We start from the raw sequence: 16,511 nt of genomic DNA, 5'->3' as shown, positions 1-16,511 counted from the left end.
TCCCTGCACGCTGAACCTTCCTGAAGACCCCAAGCAGTGATCTCACGAGAGTGATCGCAGTCTGAGGCCGTTCCCTGGTCGATGTGCCGGGGTCGTGACCGCGGACGGTGATCTCTGGGAGCGTTGGTCGCGGTGCGGCGTGGGTTCCCGGCCGTCGGCCCGAGGCTGTGACCGCGGACGGTGATCCCAGAAGCGTTGGTCGCCGCCTGGGGTCATTTCCTCGTCCGCCAGCCGAGGCGGCAACCGCAGAAGGCGATCAACGTGAGGGTGACGGTCAGCTCGCGGGCCTTCGGCCGGGGCAAAACGGGGCCGTCGAGGGCAACCCGAGTCCGGCTGGGCGCTATGTGATCGCTGGCTGCGGTCGTTTGCTAAGGCTGGAGCCCGTGATCTGACCACAAGTGGTGATCTTGCGGCAGGCGGCGACCTCTCGGCGGTGTGGCCAGGGTGTGGAAAAGCCGACGCCCGGCTCCTGTCGGAGCCGGGCGTCGGCGATGCTGATGGCAGTGCCCGTGCGGGCGTCAGGCCTCAGGCGGACAGCGAAGCCAGCTTCTTGGCGATGGCCGACTTGCGGTTCGCCGCCTGGTTCTTGTGGATCACGCCCTTGCTGACGGCCTTGTCCAGCTTGCGCGTGGCGTCACGCAGCATCGCAGCGGCGTTGTCGAGATCGCCGGAGGCGGACGCCTCGTGGAACTTGCGCACGGCCGTCTTCAGCGAAGACTTGACCGACTTGTTGCGCAGCCGGGCCTTCTCGTTCTGCCGGTTGCGCTTGATCTGGGACTTGATGTTCGCCACGCGACAGCCTCGTCCTGCTCGTTTCGGGTTGGATGCTTGGGATGGGCCGGCGCGTTAGCACCAGCCGCGACGTGCCAGGTTACCAGGTGGCCCGCGCATCGGCCAAAACGGGCCCATGCCGCATGGCTGGTCGGTACTCGTGCTGACCCGTGCGGTGGGATCTCAGCGCCAGCCCTGGCGTCGTGACAGCCAGCGTACCGTGAGGCGGCCGTAGTACCGCTGGTGGGATCGGACGGCGGGGGACTGCTCGATCTCCGGCTTGGCCCCGGCGTGTACGTAGTAGCCCGCGCAGGCGGCCAGCGCGGCGTCGAGCGCGTCGTCCGGCAGGCCGCGGGCCGCCGGGTGGGCGGCGAACAGCGCGTCGACGTCGTAGCCGCTGGCCTCCGCCGACAGCAGCAGCGTGACCAGGTCGAACCAGGCGGGGCCGTGGGCCAGGAAGGCCCAGTCGCAGATCCAGGCCCGGCCGTCGCCGTCGAGCACCGTGTTGTCCAGCCGCAGGTCGCCGTGGAACACCCCGGTGGCCCGGGTGCCGAGCTCGACCAGCCGTGCCTCCAGCTCGCGCAGCCGGTCCAGGTGCGGGACCAGTTCGGGGGTGAGCACCGCGAGCTGGTCGGGGTCGGCGTCGCGCCAGGTGCGCAGCATCGGCTCGACCGTCGTGGCGAACGTCTCCAGCGGGAGCTCCAGCAGCGGCGGCGACGGCTCGGCCAGCGCGGCGGCCGTGACGGCCCAGGCGTCCAGCGCCGCGGTCAGCTCCTCGGGGCGCCAGGGCAGCTGCGGTACGCGGGCGCCGGGGATCGGGTCCAGGCACAGCACCACGTGGCCGGCCAGTTCGGCGTGCCAGCGCAGGCGGGCCGCGGCGACCGCGGCGGGCAGGGCGGCGGTGTTGTGCGCCTCCTGCTCGTACCAGCGGGCGAGGTAGTGGTCGCGGGGGACGGCCTTGACGAAGTGGGCGCGGCCGTCCGCCGTACCCACGACGGAGGCGAAGCCCTGGGTGAAGCCCGCGCCGGTGCCGCTCGCCGTGACCACGGCGGCGCCGAGCCGCTGCTCGACGGCGGCCCGCAGCTCGGCGGGCAGCTGCGCCCAGCCCGGGCGGCGGGCGGTCTGGGTGTAGCCCACCTCGGGCAGCAGCAGCTCGGTCATGCCGGCCATGGTCGGGGCGGGGTTGTGACGTGCACAACCGGGTTTCGGCCGCCGTGGCGGCACCGCGCGGACCGGGGCGGGTGGCAGACTTCACGTCCGTGGATACCGACCGGTTCTGGGCACTGATCGAGCAGGCGCGCGCCGATGTCGAGGGGGAGCTCGGCGAGGACGGCGACAGCCTGGCCAAGGCGCTCACCGCGCGGCTGGTGGAGCTGCCCGCCGCGCAGATCGAGCAGTTCGCGGCGGAGTTCGGGCGGCTGCGCGCCGCCGCCGACCGCTACGACCTGTGGGGTGCCGCGCACCTGATCGGCGGCGGTTGCAGCCGGGACGGCTTCCTGGACTTCCGCAGCGGCCTGATCGCGGCCGGGCGGCACTGGTACGAGGCGGCCCTGGCCGATCCCGACGCGCTGGCGGGGCACCCCGCGGTGGCCGAGGCGGTCGAGTGGAACGACGACAGCGCCATCTTCGCCGAGCTGGTCGGCTACGCGCCCGCCACCGCGTACCGGCAGGTGACCGGCGCCGAGCTGCCCGAACCGGCGGCTTCGGAGCCTGCCGGCGAGTCCTGGGACTTCGACGACGACGCCCAGATGCGCCACCGCCTCCCGCGCCTGGCGTCCCTGACCATCGGCTGGCCTCCCAACGAGGGCTGCCGCTGCTGATCTGTGATCCGGCGCCCGCCTCCGCGGGCGCGGGTCGGTGGTCGGGCTGCCTGAGCGAGGGGTCCGGGGGACGTGGGAACATAGGGAGGGCGACCGCCGCTCTTTCGTATGCTCACAGAACGGATCACCGTGCCTCCGCTGCTCGGATCGAACAAGCCCGGCGACACTGACCCGGCTGCCATCCGCAACTTCTGCATCATCGCGCACATCGACCACGGCAAGTCGACCCTGGCCGACCGCATGCTGCAGCTCACCGAGGTGGTTGACCCGCGCCAGATGCGGGCGCAGTACCTCGACCGGATGGACATCGAGCGCGAGCGCGGCATCACCATCAAGAGCCAGGCCGTGCGCATGCCGTGGACGGTGCGCGAGGGCGACCGGGCCGGCGAGCAGGTCGTGCTCAACATGATCGACACCCCGGGGCACGTCGACTTCACCTACGAGGTGTCGCGCAGCCTCGCCGCCTGCGAGGGCGCGATCCTGCTGGTCGACGCCGCGCAGGGGATCGAGGCGCAGACGCTGGCCAACCTGTACCTGGCGATGGAGAACAACCTCACCATCATCCCGGTGCTGAACAAGATCGACCTCCCTGCGGCGCAGCCGGAGAAGTACGCCGAGGAGCTGGCGCACCTGATCGGCTGCGACCCGTCGGACTGCCTGAAGGTCTCCGGCAAGACCGGTGACGGCGTGCCGCACCTGCTCGACGAGATCGTCCGGCAGCTGCCGGCCCCGAGCGGCGGCGACGCGAAGGCGCCGACCCGCGCCATGATCTTCGACTCCGTGTACGACGTCTACCGGGGCGTCGTCACCTACATCCGGGTCATCGACGGGCGGCTGGACGCCCGCGACCGGATCAAGATGATGTCCACCGGCGCGGTGCACGAGCTGCTGGAGATCGGGGTCATCTCACCCGAGCCGATCAAGTCGCAGTCGCTGAGCGTCGGCGAGGTGGGCTACCTGATCACCGGCGTGAAGGACGTGCGGCAGTCCCGGGTCGGCGACACGGTCACGCTGAACTCCCGCCCGGCCACCGAGTCGCTCGGCGGCTACAAGGACCCCAAGCCGATGGTCTACTCGGGGCTGTACCCGCTGGACGGCTCGGACTACCCGGAGCTGCGCGAGGCCCTGGACAAGCTGAAGCTCAACGACGCCTCGCTGGTGTACGAGCCGGAGTCGTCGGCGGCGCTCGGCTTCGGCTTCCGCTGCGGCTTCCTCGGCCTGCTGCACCTGGAGATCATCCAGGAGCGGCTGGAGCGCGAGTTCGGGCTCGACCTGATCGCGACCGCGCCGAACGTGGTCTACCGGGTGGTGACCGACGACGGCAAGGAGGTCGTCGTGACCAACCCGAGCGAGTACCCGCACGGCAAGGTCGCCGAGGTGTTCGAGCCGGTGGCGCGGGCCACGGTGCTGACCCCCAACGACTACGTCGGCGCGGTGATGGAGCTGTGCCAGGGGCGGCGCGGCGTCCTGCTGGGCATGGACTACCTGTCGGCCGACCGGGTGGAGCTGCGGTACACGCTGCCGCTGGGTGAGATCATCTTCGACTTCTTCGACCAGCTGAAGTCCCGCACCAAGGGCTACGCCAGCCTGGACTACGAGCCCAGCGGCGAGCAGGCGTCCGAGCTGGTGAAGGTGGACATCCTGCTGCAGGGCGAGCCGGTCGACGCGTTCAGCGCGATCGTGCACAAGGACAAGGCGTACGCGTACGGCACGACCATCGCGTCCAAGCTGCAGAAGCTGATCCCGCGGCAGCAGTTCGAGGTGCCGATCCAGGCCGCCATCGGCTCCCGGGTCATCGCCCGCGAGACGATCCGCGCCATCCGCAAGGACGTGCTGGCCAAGTGCTACGGCGGTGACATCAGCCGCAAGCGCAAGCTGCTGGAGAAGCAGAAGGAAGGCAAGAAGCGCATGAAGATGGTCGGCCGGGTCGAGGTGCCGCAGGAGGCGTTCATCGCCGCCCTGTCCACCTCGGACAACCCCGAGGCCGGCAAGAAGAAGTGACCTTCGCCGGTCACTGCTTCCGCTGCGGCGCGGCCCTCGCGGCCGCGCCGCCGTGCGTCTGCGGCGCCTGCGGGTACGAGCAGCACCTGAACGCCCGGCCCACGGTCGGCCTGATCATCCTCGACGGCGCGGGCCGGTTCCTGGCGCTGCGCCGGGCGCGGGCGCCGAGGGCGGGGCTGTGGGAGACGCCCGGCGGGTTCTGCGACGGCTGGGAGGAGCCCGCCGACGCCGCCCGCCGCGAGGCCCGCGAGGAGCTGGGCGTCGAGATCGAGCTGGGCGCCTTCGTCGGCATGTACCTGGGCGGCTATGAGTTCCAGGGCGAGCTGCTGCCGGTGCTGGACTGCTTCTTCCTCGCCACCCTGCCCGCGGGTGCGCCGCTGCTGGTGGACCCGGTCGAGGCGAGTGAGTACGCCTGGTTCCCGCTGGCCGACCCGCCCCCGCTGGCCTTCGGGACCATGGACCGCGCGCTGCGCGACGCCGTCCTCCTGGCGGGCTAGTACGTACGGCCGTCGTCGGGCTGGTACGTCCGGCGAAGATTGCCGTACAAAAGGGCAAAAGCCGTAGTAACTGGGCAATGTACCCATCGTTACCTCAAGTGCAGTGTTTTGCCGCTTTCGCCCGATATGTTCCGGGCGAGCCGGTTCCAAAGTCGCACAAGGAGTGACGATGCAGATGAAGAAGGCCGGAGTCGTCGCCACGGGCGCGCTCGCCGCCGTGGCGATCATGGGGGCTCCTGCCGCTGCGGCGTCCACCACGGACGCCTCCGCGCTGACCCATGGCACCTCGCTGACCGAAGGCAAGGCCAGCGCGATGCGCATGGTCGGCGCCAACCAGCTGAACCTGGCGCGCGGTGGCTGGCAGGGTGGCTGGGACGCCCCCTGGGACGTCGACCCGCAGGCGCTCGTCTCGACGCTCAACGGTACGGCGATCAGCACCCTCCCGATCCAGAGCTGCGGCTCGACCGCGGCGTTCGCGGTCGGCGCGGCGGCGCCGATCACCTCGCCGAACACCGTCGTCGCCGGTGGCTTCCACGAGGAGGGCTACGGGCACGACAAGGGTGACAAGCTGGCGTGTGCCAACAGCAACGTCTCGGTGACCCAGTCGGACGAGGTGCCGGTGACCGCCATCGGCAACAACACCGTTGTCGTGGCGGGTGCCCTGCAGGCTTGCGGCTCGACCGCTTCCTTCGCGGCCGGCGTCGCCATCCCGATCACGTCGCCCAACACGGTCATCGGCGGCTGTGACAACGGCAACGTCTCGATCGAGGAAGAGGACGAGTGGGACCAGTGGGGTGGCTCCGACAAGTGGGGCGGCTCGCACAAGTCCGACGGGTACGGCAAGTGGAGTGAGTCGGCCCGCACCGAGGGCACCACGGTCAGCACGGCCGCGGCTCGCCAGGGTCTGGTCGCCAAGGTGGCCGGTCTCAAGAAGGCCAGCATGAAGCTCAACGCGCGTGGCCCGCAGGCGGCCCCGCAGGTGCGTGGCGGCTTCGGCTGGGACGCCCCGTGGGACGTGGACCCGTTCGGTGTGCTGGCCACGGCCAACGGCACCTCGATCCAGACCGCTCTCCTGCAGGCCTGTGGCTCCACCGCGGCCTTCGCGGTCGGCATCACGGCGCCCATCACCTCGCCCAACACGGTGATCGGCGACTGCAAGAACTCGAACGTGAAGATCGACCAGAAGGACACCTCGGCGCTGACGTACGCCGCGAACAACACCGCGGTCGTCGTCGCTCCGATCCAGGCGTGCGGATCCACCGCGTCGGCGGGTATCGGGGCTGCCGCTCCGATCACGTCGCCGAACACGGTGATCGGCAGCTGCTACAACGCCAACATCGTCATCGACTGACGTCGGGACTGGTAACCGAGCGGTGGGGCGGGTCGCGCCAGCGGCCCGCCCCACCGCCCAGACAGGCGTGCGAACGCATCAGACCCGGCGCCGCTGCATTCCCGATCGGGTTGCGGTGACCAAGACTTGAAGGAGTGACGATGCAGGTAGGCAAGGCGGGGATCGTCGCTGCCGGGGCCATGGCCACGGTGGCGGTGTTCGGTACCGCCGCGTCCGCCGCACCGCAGGCGGGGCCGGCCGGAGTCGACCCCATCCAGACTGCGGCGACCGCACTTAAGCAGACGGCGCTGCAGCGTGCTTCGGTGGCCGCCGCGGCGGCCGACCAGGTCGCGCGAGGTCCCCAGCGGCAGGACCGGCCCCAGCCGCTCATCTCGATCGGCAACGGCAGCAGCGTCATGGCACTGGCCCTGCAGTCCTGCGGCTCCACCAGCGCTACCGCGGGCGTCGCCGCATCGGTGAACTCGCCGAACACGGTGCTGGGTGACTGCGGCAACGCCAACGTGCTCATCCGGCAGAGCCAGGTCCGGGGAGTGATCTCCATCCTGGACAACACCTCGATCAACGCGGTTCCCGTGCAGGTGTGCGGTTCCAACGCCGCCGTGGCGGGAGCCACCCTGAGCCTGACCTCACCCGCGACCGTGGTCGGCAGCTGCTACAACGCCAACACGCTCATCGCCGCGCCGAAGGACGGCGAGGGCGGTGAGGACGACGCCCCGCAGAGCCTCGTCGCCATCGGCAGCGGATCCGTGGTGAACGCCCTGGCCACGCAGGTCTGCGGCTCCACCGCCGGCATCCTCGGCGCCCCGGTCGCGGTGCAGTCGCCGACCACCGTGCTGGGCGACTGCTACAACAGCAACAGCACCATCCAGCGCACGAAGTCGCCGGCGCTGCTGCCGCTGCTCACCAACCAGGTGATCGACCTCGTTCCGCTGCAGGTCTGCGCCAGCTCCGGCCTGATCGGCCAGCTCGGCCCGGCGCTGCCGATCAACAGCCCGGCCTTCGTCGCCGGACAGTGCGCGTCCGGTCAGCAGAACATCATCGACTGACCTGCCGCGGTACGGCAGAACGGCGAGGGCCGGTTCGCGAACGCGAACCGGCCCTCGCCGTGTCAGGACTCAGCGCAGCCAGGGGACCGTACGGTCCAGCAGGCCGCGCTCCTTGAGCTCGGCGCGCACCGGGATCGTGTCGTCGACCCAGCCGCCGTCGCCGACGCCCCACATGTTCTGCACCTTCAGCTGGCCGAACGCCTCGCCGATGAGCTGGCGCTGCACCGGGGTGAGCGCCGCGTACCACGCCGAGTCGCGGTCGATCGGCATGTCGTCGACCGGCCGGATCCAGCGGTAGGTGTAGCTCATGAACAGCATCCGGCGGGTGAACTGCGACCGGTTGCGCGAGCGGGAGTGCCACAGGCGGCGGTCGAAGATGAACGCGTCACCCGGCTTGGCCAGCCACGGCACCGCACCTTCGGGACCCTTGGCGATCTCCTCGGGGTCGGTCGGCCGGTACATCGAGTTGTTCAGGTGCGAACCCGGGATGCACAGGGTCTGGCCCCGGCCCGGCTCGGAGATGTCGCTGAGCACGATCGCGACCTTGAGCGAGAGCATCGGGCGCGGGATGTCGCCGTAGAAGGCCGAGTAGTACTCCGCGTCGGAGTTCTGCCGCCAGCCGTCCTGGTGCCACTCCCAGCGCGGCGTCTCGTCCTCCTCGTAGGGCGGGTTGACGTCGAGGTGGTTGTGCTGGGAGTAGATGTTCCAGCCGGCCAGGCCCCAGATGTAGCGGAACGTCGGACCGTAGTCGAGCATGCGGGCGAAGGCCAGGCTGTGGCTCACGGCGCCGAGCAGGTGGAGCGAGCCCGTCTTGTCCAGGTGGCCGACGGACTTGTGCTCGGCGTAGAGGCGGTCGGCCTCGGCCTGCAGCTCCGCCACCCGCTCCTCGCTGACGACACCCGGCAGGTGCAGATACCCGCGCTCGTGGAACTCCCTGCGCTCGGTATCGGTGATCGGGGTGTAGCCCGCGTCCTGAGCGGTGTCAGGCTGAGAGGTGATGGTCATGTCCTCCCCTTACGTCCTTCCATACTGGGCACGGACGAAGGTGGCGATCGGAGGCGCGCGACTGGGGGGTGCGTGCCGGGGTGAGCCAACTTCGCGAACGAGAGCCGATACTAACTCGCATCCGCGCCTCCCGGCGCTTCGCGTACCGGCCCTCCACCAGCGTCACCCGGCTGGCCGGACCGCTGCCACCACCTGTTCGGCCTTTTTCTCGGCGCCTGACCACGCCCCGTTCTCGGCAGACCACTGGCGGTCAGCAAAAGTGACCTTTCGGACACCCGCCGCGGGTGCCTGGGCCACGAGCCAGTGCGCGAACTGCCAGCCCGCCCGGTCGGTGGCGGCCGGTACCCGCAGCTCGCCGGCGACCGTGGTCACGCCCTTGGCCTTGGCGCCGAAGTCGAGCTTGATCCGCTCGACCAGCCCCGCCGGGGTGAGCGCCACGTCGCCGCCGTCCTCGGTGTCGCAGGTCACACCACCGGGCACCTGCCCGGTGAGCACCTTCGTCAGCACCGTGGCCTCGTCGGCCCACTTCTGGTATGCCTCCGGGTACGCCGAGCGCTGCACCCGCTGCGCGGCCTCGGTGATCCGCATCTTCTCCCAGCCCTTGATCCGGGCCAGGCTGCGGTAGAACCGGTCGGCCGCGTACCGCGGATCCATGATCTGCGCCGCGGTGCCCCAGCCCTGGCTGGGACGCTGCTGGAACAGCCCGACCGAGTCGTGGTCGTTGCCGCCGCCCAGGTGCTCCAGGTTGCGCAGCTTCGACTCCTGCAGCGCCGTGGCCAGCGCCACCGTCACCGCCCGGTCGGGCACGTTGCGCCGGATGCCCACGGCGGTGATGGTGGCCGCGTTGGCCATCTGCTCCGGGTCCAGCCGCACCTGCCCGTCGGCCTCGGCCACGCACTGCGGGGCGCCCAGCTTCGGCAGCGGCAGCTCCAGGTCGTCGGGCCACTTGCCGTGGGCCAGGTAGCCGCCGACACCGCACACGACCAGCAGCACGATCAGGGCAGGCACCACCGTACGGGCGCGCACGCGACCTCCTCGGGGGTAGTCGGTTCGTGGCAGGCTCCCCGGCCACCTTACGACGCGAACGGGCACTCGCCCGGATTCACGCCCTCACCATCCCCGTTCCCCTGTGAGGCGGGCGTTAACAAGGGGCCCTTCCGCTACGGAAAGCGATAAGAAGGGCCCCTTCCTTAACTCGCTCAGGGGTGGGGGACCCAGGTGGGGTCGCGTTTCTCGCGGAAGGCGGCTACGCCTTCGCGCCCTTCGGGCGAGCCGAAGAAGCGCAGCGAGATCGTCGACAGGTGGGCCACCTCGGCTTCCAGGGTCTCGGCGGGGGTACGCCGCAGCAGCTGCTTGGTCTCGGCCAGCGCCGCCGGGGCGCCCCGGACCAGGCTCTCGCACCATGCCTTGACCACGGCGTCCAGCTCGTCGCCGGGGACGGCGGTGTTGACCAGTCCCATGTCGGCGGCCTTGGCGCCGGCGAAGACGTCGCCGGTCAGGTAGTAGCGGGCGGCGTCGCGGGGCGACAGCCGGGGCAGGACCGTGGCCGAGATCAGGGCGGGCACCACGCCCAGCCGCACCTCGGTGAAGGCGAACGTCGCCGCCTGGTCGCAGACGGCCAGGTCGGCCGCGGCGATCAGCCCCAGGCCGCCCGCACGGGCCGGGCCGCGCACCGCCGCCACCACCGGCTTCGGGCAGCCGGCCACGGCCGCCAGCACGTCGCCGAGCAGCGCCGCGGGCATCTGCCCGGAGGCGGCGGCCGCGGCGGTCTCGGCCAGGTCGGCGCCGGAGCAGAAGACCGGGCCGGTGTGGTCGAGCACGACGACCCGGACCGCGTCGTCGGCACCGGCCGCGGCCAGCGCGTCGAGCAGCTCGCGCATGAGCCGCTGGGACAGCGCGTTGCGGTTGTGCGGGCTGTCGAGCGTGATGGTGGTTACGCCGCGGGCGTGGGTGACCCGTACGAGCGGGGAGTCAGGTGACGACATGTTGGCAGACTAGAGCCGTGGCGAAGCTTCCCGATGGTGAACCCGTACCCGACGACGGTGCGTTGCCCGAGTCCGCGCTGACCGACGTCGGCGGGCGCGGTTTCGGCGTGTACCTGCACGTGCCGTTCTGCGCCAGCCGCTGCGGCTACTGCGACTTCAACACGTACACCGCCTCGGAGCTGGGCGGGGCCGACACCGACGGGTACGTCGAGGCGGTCCTGGCCGAGCTCGCGCTGGCCGCGAAGGTGATGCCCGCGCCGCCGCGGGTGGATACGGTCTTCGTCGGCGGCGGCACGCCGACGCTGCTGCGCCCGGAGCAGCTGGGCCGGATGCTGGAAGCGATCGACCGCACCTGGGGTCTGGCCGCCGGGGCCGAGGTGACCACGGAGGCCAACCCGGAGTCGGTGGACCCGGTGTCGCTGCGCGCGCTGCGTGCGGCCGGGTTCACCCGGATCTCGCTGGGCATGCAGTCGGCGGCGCCGGGGGTGCTGCGCATCCTGGACCGCAAGCACACCGCCGGACGGGCCCCGGCCGCCGCCACCGAGGCGCGCGAGGCCGGGTTCGAGCACGTCAACCTGGACCTGATCTACGGCACGCCGGGGGAGAGCGAGCAGGACTTCGCCGACTCGCTGGCGGCGGTGATCGGGGCCGGGGTGGACCACGTCAGCGCGTACGCCCTGATCGTGGAGGACGGCACCCGGCTGGCCGCGCGGGTCCGCCGCGGCGAGCTGGCCGCCCCCGACGACGACGTCGCGGCCGACCGCTACCTGGCCGCCGAGTCGGCGCTGACCGACGCGGGCCTGAGCTGGTACGAGGTCAGCAACTGGGCCGCCGGTGCGGCGTCGCGCTGCCGCCACAACCTGCTCTACTGGCGCGGCGGCGACTGGTGGGGCCTGGGGCCGGGCGCGCACAGCCACGTCGGCGGGGTGCGCTGGTGGAACGTCAAGCACCCGAGCCGGTACGCCGCCCGCCTGGCCGAGGGCCTGTCGCCCGGCCTGGAGCGGGAGGTGCTGACCGCCGAGCAGCGCCACACCGAGGAGGTGCTGCTGCAGCTGCGCCTGGTCGAGGGGCTGCCGCTGGCCCGCCTCGACGCGGCCGGGCGGGACGCGGCCGCGCGGGCGCTGGCCGACGGGCTGCTGACCGGGGCCGGATACGCGGACGGCCGCGCAGCGCTGACGCTGCGCGGCCGACTCCTGGCGGACGCGGTGGTCCACTCCCTGCTGGCCTGGTGAGACCGCTTACTTGATCAGGTTCATGGTCAGCGGGTACTTCGGCAGCTCGCCGTTGTTCGCCTTCACACCGGCCAGGATGCCCATGATCAGCGGGAACAGCGGGACGAAGTACAGCACCAGCGGCAGGAGCAGCCAGCCGAGGCAGGTGCCGATGCAGATGCAGACCAGGTTGATGCCGGTCCACAGGACCTGGAAGTTCAGCGCGGCGGTGGCGTGCGCCTTGACCGTCGGCGACTCGTTGCCCTTGACCAGCAGCGCGATCAGGGGGGCGATGAACCAGGTCAGGGCACCACCGAAGTGGGCGATCAGGGCCCAGGTCTTGTCATCGGGGTTGCTGTAGCCGACCGGCGCGGGGCCGGGCGGGGGAGCCGTGTATCCGCCCGAGGCGGCCGGCGGCGAGTACGGCGCCGACGGCGGCGCGCTCGGGGCCGGGGGCTCGAAAGACGGAGCCGACGGCACCGGCGGCTCCTGGGGGGCGGAACCAGGCGGGGTGGGTTCACTCATGCCCGTCAGGCTAGGTGTGTGGATCAAACGGCGCCAGTCAACGGTCGTGACCGATTGGCGACAATGCGCAACCGCCAGAATGCTCAATCGTTGTAGAGCGGTTCTTTCGCCCGCTCGCGCCGATCGGGCGTTTCGTCTGGTCGGCGGCGGGTGTCGTACCCGTCACCACGCCTATCCCAACCGGGCCCGCGGCCACGTAGACTGGCACTCACCAACCACGAGTGCCAGCGGGAGGAGAGGCATGGGTCTGGACGACCGCAAGCTCGAGGTCCTGCGCGCGATCGTGGAGGACTACGTCTCCACGCAGGAGCCGGTCGGCAGCAAGGCGCTGGTCGAGCGGCACGCCCTGGGCGTCTCGTCGGCGACGGTGCGCAACGACATGGCCGTGCTGGAGGAGGAGGGCTACATCCGCCAGCCGCACACCTCGGCCGGCCGGGTGCCCACCGACCGCGGCTACCGGCTGTTCGTGGACCGGCTGTCGCGGGTCAAGCCGCTGAGCCCGGCCGAGCGCCGCGCCATCGAGCGGTTCCTCATCGGCGCGGTCGACCTCGACGACGTCGTGCACCGCACCGTCCGGCTGCTCGCCCAGCTGACCCGCCAGGTCGCCGTGGTGCAGTACCCGAGCCTGGCCCGGTCGGCCGTACGCCACCTGGAGCTGGTCCCGGTCTCCACCACCCGCCTGCTCCTCGTCATGATCACCGACACCGGCCGGGTCGAGCAGCGCACGGTCGAGCTGCCCGGTCCGGTCGACCCGGACGAGATCACCGAGCTGCGCAAGCTGCTCAACACCACGCTGACCGGGATCAAGCTCGCCGACACGCCCCCGCTGGTGCAGGGGCTGGTCGAGCGGGCCGAGCCCGAAGCCAAGGCGACCGTGACCGCGCTGGCCAGTGTGCTGTTGGAGACTCTGGTCGAGCGGCACGAGGAGCGCCTCGCGCTCGCGGGCACGCACAACCTGGCCCGGGTGGGTCCGCTGGACCTGGCCACCGGCTCGCTGCGGCCGATCCTGGAGGCGCTGGAGGAGGAGGTCATCCTGCTCAAGCTCTTCGACGAGGTGAAGGCGGGCAGCACCCGGGTGCGCATCGGCGACGAGAACGAGGTCGTCGATCTGCGGGTGACCTCGGTGGTCAGCACCGGATACGGTCCGGGGAGCACCGTCGTCGGCGGCATGGGCGTCGTCGGGCCGACCCGGATGGACTATCCCGGCACCATCGCCACCGTACGTGCCGTGGCACGCTACGTCGGCGAGCTGCTGGCGCAGAATTGACCAGAACTTCGTAGCTCGACTTTTTCCGTAGCGTGTTGTTGAACGAGGCTTGAGGACAGCGTGGCCAAGGACTATTACGGCATTCTGGGTGTGCCCAAGGACGCCGACGCCGACGACATCAAGCGGGCCTACCGCAAGCTGGCCCGGCAGTACCACCCGGACGTCAACCCCGACCCGTCCGCGGCGGAGAAGTTCAAGGACATCAACAACGCCTACGAGGTCCTCTCCGACGACCAGAAGCGGCGCATCGTCGACCTGGGCGGCGACCCGCTGGCCCCGGGCGGCGGCGGCGCGGGTCCCGGCGGGGGCGCGGGCGGCCCGTTCGTCGGGTTCCAGGACATCATGGACGCGTTCTTCGGCGGCAGCGGCTCGCGCGGCCCGCGTCCGCGCACCCGGCCGGGCGCCGACGCGATCCTGCGCCTGGACCTGGACCTGGTCGAGACCGCGTTCGGCGTCGAGGCCCCGATCACCGTGGACACCGCGGTGCTGTGCACGACCTGCTCCGGCGGCGGGACGGCGGCGGGCACCCACCCGGTGACCTGCGACACCTGCGGCGGCCGCGGCGAGGTCCAGTCGGTGCAGCGCACCTTCCTGGGCCAGGTCGTGTCGTCGCGCCCGTGCAACAGCTGCCAGGGCTACGGCACCACCATCCCGCACCCGTGCCCGACCTGCGCCGGGGACGGACGGGTCCGTACCCGGCGCAGCCTGACCGTGAAGATCCCGGCGGGCGTCGAGGACGGCATGCGCATCCGCCTGGCCGGCCAGGGCGAGGTCGGCCCCGGCGGCGGCCCCTCCGGCGACCTGTACGTCGAGATCCACGAGCGGGCCCACGACGTGTACGCACGCAAGGGCGACGACCTGCACTGCAAGGTCACCGTGCCGATGACCGCCGCCGCGCTGGGCACCCGCCTGACCATCAAGACCCTCGACTCCGAGGAGCAGCTGGAGGTCAAGCCCGGCACCCAGCCGAACTCCACCCTGCGCATCCGCGGCAAGGGCGTCCCGCACCTGCGCGGCCAGGGCCGCGGGGACCTCTTCGTCCACCTGGACGTCAAGACCCCCACCCGCCTGGACGGCGAGCAGGAGCGCATGCTCCGCGAGTTCGCCCGCCTCCGCGGCGAGGAGGTCGCCGAACTCTCCAAGCAGGGCGGCTTCTTCTCCCGAGTCCGCGACGCCTTCAACGGCCACTGACCCGCCTTTCCACGCCCCCGCCCCGCCCCCGCCAGACGCGTCGATCATGAACCTATGGCACGGTTCGACGGCGTGTCGGGGGCACGGCTTCCTGATCGACATTGGAGGGTTGGCCGGTGAGCGCGCCACTGTTCCTGGTTGACGAGTTGCCGGCGGGGGAGTCGTACACCCTCGGAGGTCCGGAGGGGCACCACGCCGCGACCGTGCAGCGGCTGCGCCTCGGCGAGCACCTGCTGCTCGCCGACGGCCGCGGCGGCCTGGCCGACGCGGTGGTCACGGCGGTCGGCAAGGGCGCGCTGGACGTCGCCATAACCAGCCGGGGGTACGAAGCAGCGCCCACCCCCCGGCTCACCGTCGCCCAGGGCATCGCCAAGGGCGACCGCGGTGAACTCGCCGTGCAGGCGATGACCGAGGTGGGCGTGGACGAGATCCTGCCCTGGGCCGCCGCCCGCAGCGTGGCCCAGTGGCGCGGCGACCGGGGCGCGAAATCCCGCGAGAAGTGGGCCGCGGTGGCCCGCGAGGCCGCCAAGCAGGCCCGCCGCACCTGGCTGCCCGAGGTCGGCGGCGACCCGGACGTGTCCACGAAGCAGCTGACCCAGCGGCTGTCGGCGGCGGCTGCCGGGTACGTGCTGCACGAGGAGGCCACCGAGCGCCTGGCCACCGCCGCGCTGCCGGACTCCGGCGAGATCATCCTGGTGGTCGGCCCCGAGGGTGGCATCGACGCGGCGGAGGTGGCCGCGTTCACCGCCGCCGGAGCGGTCCCGGTCCGCCTGGGCAGCACGGTCCTGCGCACCTCCACCGCGGGCGTCGCCGCCCTCAGCGTCCTGTCCGCCCGCCTCAACCGCTGGTAGACCGCCACCCCGGCACGCGCCGAGACCGGGCATCTGGCATCCGCCGCCCGCTTTCTCATAAACGCTGGCCTATCTCGTCGAGTTCGATCTACGTGGATTCGATGAGATAGGCCAACGTTTATGCAGGACGGGCGGGGTGCGGCGGGTCGCGGCGGGGTGCGGCGGGGCGGGGCGGGGTGCGGCGGGTCAGGTGGGCGGGGTGGAGTGGTGGGGTGGTGGGGTGGGTGGTCAGCGGAGGTGGGAGGCGCCGTTGAGGTCGAGGACGGCGCCGGAGGCCCATTCGGCCTCGGGGGAGGCGAGCCAGAGGACGGCGGCGGCGACCTCGTCGGGGCGGGCCACCCGGCCGAACGGGGACTGCGCCGCGTGCTCGGAGCCCCGCGGCACCTTGTACGCCGCGTTGGACGGGTCCTCCAGCACGTACCCGGGGGCGACGGTGGCGACGGAGATGCCGTGCGGGGCGAGGGCGACCGCCAGGGACTGGCCCATCGCGTGCAGCCCCGCCTTGGCCGCGCCGTACGCCGGCTGGCCCGGCTCGCCCCGGTAGGCGCCGCGCGAGCCGACGTTGACGATCCGGCCGGGCGGGAAGCCGTCGGGGCGGGCCAGCATGTGCCGGACCGCGCACCAGGTGACGTTGGCGGGGCCGGTCAGGTTGACCGCCAGGGTGCGTGCCCAGGCCTGCTGCCACTGCTCGTACGACACGTCGCCGATCGGATGCGGGTAAGCCTGCCCGGCGTTGTTGACCAGCACGTCGAGGCCGCCCAGCCCGTCGGCGGCCGCGTCGACCATCGCGGCGACGGCGTCGGGGTCGGCCAGGTCGGCCCGTACCACGACATGACCTGAGCCGGGCAGTTCGGCCCGCAGCGACTCGGCGAGGTCCGCGGAGTCGCGGTGGTGGACGGCGACCCGGTCGCCCGCGGCGGCGAACGCGGCGGCGACGGCGCGGCCCACGCCACGCGACGCACCGGTCACCAGGACTCTTCGTGCTGACAC

General features: G+C 71.7%; 16 protein-coding genes. 9 read left to right on the top strand and 7 right to left on the bottom strand.

Features of this window, described 5'->3' with window-relative positions; translation table 11 throughout:
* Window positions 1-525: 525 nt before the first annotated feature.
* Window positions 526-792 carry a 30S ribosomal protein S20 gene (gene rpsT / locus QEZ54_RS32025; RefSeq protein WP_281308495.1) on the bottom strand — a complete coding sequence of 89 codons (267 nt, stop codon included), beginning with the start codon at window positions 790-792 and terminating at the stop codon, window positions 526-528.
* 162 nt (window positions 793-954) lie between these two features.
* Entirely contained in the window at window positions 955-1,932 is a 978-nt protein-coding gene (locus tag QEZ54_RS32020; protein WP_281308494.1) for a phosphotransferase, read from the bottom strand.
* 98 nt (window positions 1,933-2,030) lie between these two features.
* On the opposite strand from QEZ54_RS32020, the gene QEZ54_RS32015 reads away from it, so the two are divergent.
* The 5 genes from QEZ54_RS32015 to QEZ54_RS31995 all read left to right on the top strand — a co-directional run bounded on the left by QEZ54_RS32015 (window position 2,031) and on the right by QEZ54_RS31995 (window position 7,486).
* Entirely contained in the window at window positions 2,031-2,591 is a 561-nt protein-coding gene (locus QEZ54_RS32015) for a DUF4240 domain-containing protein (RefSeq protein ID WP_281308493.1), read from the top strand.
* 129 nt (window positions 2,592-2,720) lie between these two features.
* Window positions 2,721-4,592 carry a translation elongation factor 4 gene (gene lepA / locus QEZ54_RS32010; protein ID WP_281308529.1) on the top strand — a complete coding sequence of 624 codons (1,872 nt, stop codon included), beginning with the start codon at window positions 2,721-2,723 and terminating at the stop codon, window positions 4,590-4,592.
* Complete coding sequence (locus QEZ54_RS32005; protein WP_281308492.1) at window positions 4,589-5,089, top strand: NUDIX hydrolase; 501 nt, start codon at window positions 4,589-4,591, stop codon at window positions 5,087-5,089. Before lepA ends, QEZ54_RS32005 begins: the two co-directional genes overlap by 4 nt.
* A gap of 169 nt (window positions 5,090-5,258) precedes the next feature.
* Window positions 5,259-6,440 carry a hypothetical protein gene (locus tag QEZ54_RS32000; RefSeq protein ID WP_281308491.1) on the top strand — a complete coding sequence of 394 codons (1,182 nt, stop codon included), beginning with the start codon at window positions 5,259-5,261 and terminating at the stop codon, window positions 6,438-6,440.
* A 140-nt stretch (window positions 6,441-6,580) separates the two neighbouring features.
* On the top strand, window positions 6,581-7,486 hold the full coding sequence (locus tag QEZ54_RS31995) for a hypothetical protein (RefSeq protein ID WP_281308490.1): 906 nt from the start codon (window positions 6,581-6,583) through the stop codon (window positions 7,484-7,486).
* A 69-nt stretch (window positions 7,487-7,555) separates the two neighbouring features.
* Here the strand turns inward: QEZ54_RS31995 and QEZ54_RS31990 are convergent, their stop codons facing one another.
* The 3 genes from QEZ54_RS31990 to QEZ54_RS31980 form a co-directional block, all read right to left on the bottom strand.
* Window positions 7,556-8,491, bottom strand: coding sequence for a phytanoyl-CoA dioxygenase family protein (locus tag QEZ54_RS31990; RefSeq protein ID WP_281308489.1), 936 nt, complete (start codon window positions 8,489-8,491; stop codon window positions 7,556-7,558).
* Between the two features lie 162 nt (window positions 8,492-8,653).
* Window positions 8,654-9,517, bottom strand: a complete 864-nt coding sequence (locus QEZ54_RS31985; protein ID WP_281308488.1) for a hypothetical protein — start codon at window positions 9,515-9,517, stop codon at window positions 8,654-8,656.
* A gap of 173 nt (window positions 9,518-9,690) precedes the next feature.
* A complete protein-coding gene (locus tag QEZ54_RS31980) occupies window positions 9,691-10,476 on the bottom strand; it encodes an enoyl-CoA hydratase-related protein (RefSeq protein WP_281308487.1) in 786 nt (261 codons plus the stop codon).
* Window positions 10,477-10,493: 17 nt separating this feature from the next.
* Here QEZ54_RS31980 and hemW point away from each other — a divergent pair, with 17 nt between their 5' ends.
* Window positions 10,494-11,708, top strand: coding sequence for a radical SAM family heme chaperone HemW (gene hemW / locus QEZ54_RS31975; RefSeq protein ID WP_281308486.1), 1,215 nt, complete (start codon window positions 10,494-10,496; stop codon window positions 11,706-11,708).
* Window positions 11,709-11,714: 6 nt separating this feature from the next.
* On the opposite strand, the gene QEZ54_RS31970 is transcribed toward hemW, so the two are convergent.
* Window positions 11,715-12,212, bottom strand: coding sequence for a DUF4870 domain-containing protein (locus QEZ54_RS31970; RefSeq protein ID WP_281308485.1), 498 nt, complete (start codon window positions 12,210-12,212; stop codon window positions 11,715-11,717).
* Between the two features lie 241 nt (window positions 12,213-12,453).
* On the opposite strand from QEZ54_RS31970, the gene hrcA reads away from it, so the two are divergent.
* From hrcA to QEZ54_RS31955, 3 genes are all read left to right on the top strand, one after another.
* Entirely contained in the window at window positions 12,454-13,479 is a 1,026-nt protein-coding gene (hrcA, locus tag QEZ54_RS31965; protein ID WP_281308484.1) for a heat-inducible transcriptional repressor HrcA, read from the top strand.
* 60 nt (window positions 13,480-13,539) lie between these two features.
* Window positions 13,540-14,670: a molecular chaperone DnaJ gene (gene dnaJ / locus QEZ54_RS31960; protein ID WP_281308483.1), complete on the top strand. Its 1,131-nt coding sequence runs from the start codon at window positions 13,540-13,542 to the stop codon at window positions 14,668-14,670.
* Window positions 14,671-14,786: 116 nt separating this feature from the next.
* Complete coding sequence (locus tag QEZ54_RS31955) at window positions 14,787-15,521, top strand: 16S rRNA (uracil(1498)-N(3))-methyltransferase (RefSeq protein WP_281308482.1); 735 nt, start codon at window positions 14,787-14,789, stop codon at window positions 15,519-15,521.
* Between the two features lie 228 nt (window positions 15,522-15,749).
* On the opposite strand, the gene QEZ54_RS31950 is transcribed toward QEZ54_RS31955, so the two are convergent.
* Window positions 15,750-16,511, bottom strand: a complete 762-nt coding sequence (locus QEZ54_RS31950; protein ID WP_281308481.1) for an SDR family oxidoreductase — start codon at window positions 16,509-16,511, stop codon at window positions 15,750-15,752.

Source organism: Catellatospora sp. KI3, from assembly GCF_029948125.1.
In the GTDB taxonomy this organism is placed as follows: Bacteria; Actinomycetota; Actinomycetes; order Mycobacteriales; family Micromonosporaceae; genus Catellatospora.
The sequence above is the reverse complement of the archived record's forward strand: the minus strand, read 5'-3'. Positions and strand labels throughout refer to the sequence as shown.

Excerpts from the sequence above, each read along its gene's own strand:
- QEZ54_RS32020 (WP_281308494.1), bottom strand. The coding sequence starts at position 1,932 with ATGACCGAGCTGCTGCTGCCCGAGGTGGGCTACACCCAGACCGCCCGC.
- QEZ54_RS32000 (WP_281308491.1), top strand. The coding sequence starts at position 5,259 with ATGCAGATGAAGAAGGCCGGAGTCGTCGCCACGGGCGCGCTCGCCGCC.
- QEZ54_RS31995 (WP_281308490.1), top strand. The coding sequence starts at position 6,581 with ATGCAGGTAGGCAAGGCGGGGATCGTCGCTGCCGGGGCCATGGCCACG.
- QEZ54_RS31990 (WP_281308489.1), bottom strand. The coding sequence starts at position 8,491 with ATGACCATCACCTCTCAGCCTGACACCGCTCAGGACGCGGGCTACACC.
- QEZ54_RS31980 (WP_281308487.1), bottom strand. The coding sequence starts at position 10,476 with ATGTCGTCACCTGACTCCCCGCTCGTACGGGTCACCCACGCCCGCGGC.
- QEZ54_RS31970 (WP_281308485.1), bottom strand. The coding sequence starts at position 12,212 with ATGAGTGAACCCACCCCGCCTGGTTCCGCCCCCCAGGAGCCGCCGGTG.
- hrcA (WP_281308484.1), top strand. The coding sequence starts at position 12,454 with ATGGGTCTGGACGACCGCAAGCTCGAGGTCCTGCGCGCGATCGTGGAG.